The sequence below is a fragment of the Actinomycetota bacterium genome (genome assembly GCA_028698215.1).
Taxonomy (GTDB): domain Bacteria; phylum Actinomycetota; class Humimicrobiia; order Humimicrobiales; family Humimicrobiaceae; genus Halolacustris.
Genome location: JAQVDY010000057.1, coordinates 1 through 3,478 on the forward strand (window position 1 = coordinate 1; position 3,478 = coordinate 3,478).

General features: G+C 42.6%; 3 protein-coding genes. All 3 read right to left on the reverse strand.

The features are described 5' to 3' along the window. Nucleotides 1–150: 150 nt before the first annotated feature. The 3 genes from PHN32_09095 to PHN32_09105 all read right to left on the reverse strand — a co-directional run bounded on the left by PHN32_09095 (nt 151) and on the right by PHN32_09105 (nt 3,326). On the reverse strand, nt 151–978 hold the full coding sequence (locus tag PHN32_09095; protein ID MDD3777743.1) for a carbohydrate ABC transporter permease: 828 nt from the start codon (nt 976–978) through the stop codon (nt 151–153). A 17-nt stretch (nt 979–995) separates the two neighbouring features. Next, nucleotides 996–1,865 carry a sugar ABC transporter permease gene (locus PHN32_09100; GenBank protein ID MDD3777744.1) on the reverse strand — a complete coding sequence of 290 codons (870 nt, stop codon included), beginning with the start codon at nt 1,863–1,865 and terminating at the stop codon, nt 996–998. Between the two features lie 69 nt (nt 1,866–1,934). After that, nucleotides 1,935–3,326, reverse strand: a complete 1,392-nt coding sequence (locus tag PHN32_09105) for an extracellular solute-binding protein (protein MDD3777745.1) — start codon at nt 3,324–3,326, stop codon at nt 1,935–1,937. Nucleotides 3,327–3,478 lie beyond the last annotated feature (152 nt).

A 3,478-nucleotide genomic window follows, 5' to 3' on the forward strand; every position in this document is an offset into this window, starting at 1 on the left:
CAATTGTAGCTATGCCGGTAGACCTCATGGCTCCAAAATCAATAGGTACACGGTCTGCTTCCTTATGGCTAATGGCCAGGCGAACCCTTTCCCTGGAATTGTATCGCTCTTTCATGGTCTAGCTCCTTTTACTAACCAGTTTTATATATATTAATCTCCGGGTGCAGTCAGCACCATTCCGGAAATGAAGTATCTTCTTAGCAGTATGAACAGAACTATGGTAGGAAGGGAAGTAAATATTACTCCGCTCATGATATAAGGTATTATTCCCCCGCTTACTCCAGACATGGAAGCCAGTGAAACCATAACCGGCCTGGCATTACCGGTCCGGGTAAGCACCATGCCAAACAGCAGGTCATTCCAGATCCAGGTCATTTGGAACAAGGCCACTACTGCTGTAGGGGCCACCGACTGGGGTAAAAAGATATGTAAATAGAGCTGGAAGGCATTGCAGCCGTCAATATTGGCAGCATCCTCAATTTCTTTGGGTATGGTGGTATAAAAGCCCCTGTATACAAACAGGCTGAATGGTATACAAAGGGCAGAATAAACAAGTATCATCCCTATCTTGCTGTCATATAAGCCAATATTGTTAAAAATCCGGTAAAGAGGAATCAAATACATCTGAAAGGGAAACAGGGTACCGGAATAAATTATTAGAAACAGGGGAAAATTGAACCTGGGCCTTAACCTGATAATGCTGAAACCGGCCATAGAGGCTGTAATAATGGCAATAATCCCTCCGCTAATGGCATAGATAAAGGAGTTAAGGAAATGCTCATGGAGTTTCCACTGCTTAATAGCCATTTGAAAGTTTTCAACAAAAGCTATTTTAGTAGGAAACTGGAAAAAAGAAGTAGAATTAAACTCCTGCGGACTTTTTAGGGCAGCCATTATAATAGCAAACACCGGCAGCAGCCATGCTATTACCAACAATACCAGGACTGTGTATGTTATTATCTTTCGAAGTTTTTCCATGGTCTTCTTTTACTCCTCTAGTAGTATAACAAATCCTTTTTGAGCATACTTCTCAAATAGAAAGCTGATACCGCAACCACAACAATGGAAAGCACTATGGATACCGCAGCCCCATATCCCATATTGGACATGGTAAAGGTCTCCCTGAACATGGTCACTGCCAGAGTTTCAGAAGACCGGTAAGGCCCTCCCCTGGTCATTACATATATCAAATCAAACACTTTAAATGAATTGGCTGTAGCCATAACCACTACTACCGTGGTGATAGGCCTCAGCATAGGAAAAGTAACATGTATAAAGGTCTGCCACTTGCTGGCCCCCTCAATCATGGCTGCTTCTGTCTGCTCCACCGGTATGGCGGTCAAGCCCATCAAAAACAATACCATATTCACTCCCAGCTGCTGCCAGGTCCAGGTTATAAGCAGGGAGAAAGTATTTAAGGGAACATTTACCAGCCAGGACACCTTGTCCAGGCCTATAAGGTTAAATATCTCATTTAGTACTCCCACCTGCCGGCTGTACATATAGTTCCAGATTATACCGGTAGCTACAAATGATATGGTAATGGGGATATAAAATATTGATTTAAAAAAATTACCAAACTTAAGGCCGCGTAAAAAAACGGCAATAAGCAAACCGCCAAATACAGGAAATATAAGGGTAAATATTACCCATAGGATGGTATTCCTGAATGAAATTAAAAAATTGGAATCTTTAAAGAGTTGAATATAATTGCTGAAACCGGTAAATACCGGCTGGGATATTCCGTCCCAATTAAAAAAACTGTAGTAAATGTTTTGAAACATGGGCACCAATAAGAATATTACTACCAGTAGAAAAGCTGGTGCTATAAAAAGGTAACTTACTAACCTGCTATGATTTTTCATAAACCAGTCCCCGCCAAACAAAGTTTTCAAAGGGAGGGCAGCCTGGGGCTGCCCTCCTGTGTTTTAACTTTATTGCTGCCAGTAATTGTCAGCAATAGTATCTAGTTCTTGCAGTATTCTATCCAGCTGATCAGGATTGGTAATAAATTCAGCAAATTTATCTACTGCTTCCTCACATATAGGTGTAGGAGTAGCTTCCCAGTACCGGTTAAGGATCCTGTAACCATTGTTTATAATGGTATCAGCTACCTTTACTTTAACCTCAGGCAGGAAATCAGTACCGGATTGAGTATTGGAAGGATAAGACCTGTTCTGGCTGGCAAATATCTCATTGCCTTCCGGGCTCATCAGGTAGTCTACCACCTGAAGCGTTGCTTCCAGGTTCTGAGAATTGGCACTAACTGCTATAGGCGACATTTCCAGCACTACATTCAAGCCAGCATCAGGATTATGGGATGGCAGTATGAAGGAATCAATTTTCTCCTCAGGTACGCCATTGGCTACAAAAACTGACTCATAGTACCAGGTTCCACAAAGAACCATACCTACTTCTTCTTCATTGAACATAACCGCTGCATCTACAAACAGGTCTATGCCTGGATCGGTGAAGTAGCCGGCTTCTATCATGGATTTCCATACCTCAAAAGCCTCTTTTACTTCCGGATCGCTGTATTTAGCCTTACCTTCACACAGGTCTACGTAAAGATCCGGGTCCTGGCCAATTATCATCTCTTCAAACCAGATGAAGGTCGGCCAACGGGCCTGTACGGTCTGGGCTATAGGTGTTATGCCGTTTTCCAGCAAGGTGTCGCATATAGCTGTAAACTGGTCCCAAGTCTCCGGTTCTTCCAGTCCCAGCCTGTCAAATACTTCCTTGTTATACCATACCGGCCAGTACTCCTGGGTGTAGGAAAATCCATAGGCTTTTCCGTCAAAGGTAAAGCCGTCAATCAAACCTTGAGAATACTCATCTTTATGTTTTTCCCAAAGGTCAGTGGTTTCTGCCAGAAGACCCTGGTCTATAAGCTCTTTCATCCGGTAAGTGGACCACCAGGTAAACAAGTCTGGTGCTTCCTCTGTAGGAAGGGCAGCCCTAACTGTGGAAATAAATACATCAGTGGTAGGATAAGGAATAGGCTCAATGCCTATGCCAAACATCTCCTGGGTTTTAGCTCCCATTTCTTCAAAATAAGGCTGGTAATTGGGGTTTCCACCCTTGTCATGCATCAGGGTTATAACTGTACCTTCATAGGATAACTCTTCTTCTGCTTCCTCCACTGCTTCTTCTGCAGCTTCCTGGACTTCTTCTGCTGCCTGCTCAGTTTCCTCAACTGCCTCTTCTACTGCTTCCTCTACCGCTTGACCGGTTTCCTGGGCACAGCCGGCAGCACCAAATACAACTGAGACTCCTATAACCAATATTAAGGCAATTATGCCTGTCATTAGCTTCTTACTGTTCATTGGACCTCCTTTTAGTGATTTGGATAAATGGTTTTTTCGGCTTGCACCTCCTTTAGATTTATAAGATTAAATTATTTGAACATCTGAACAATTAATTATATATGGTATCGATTTCAATACTAAAATCAATTATGCCTTTTGTCAAGATTTTT

Excerpts from the sequence above, each read along its gene's own strand:
- PHN32_09095 (MDD3777743.1), bottom strand. The coding sequence starts at position 978 with ATGGAAAAACTTCGAAAGATAATAACATACACAGTCCTGGTATTGTTG.
- PHN32_09100 (MDD3777744.1), bottom strand. The coding sequence starts at position 1,865 with ATGAAAAATCATAGCAGGTTAGTAAGTTACCTTTTTATAGCACCAGCT.
- PHN32_09105 (MDD3777745.1), bottom strand. The coding sequence starts at position 3,326 with ATGAACAGTAAGAAGCTAATGACAGGCATAATTGCCTTAATATTGGTT.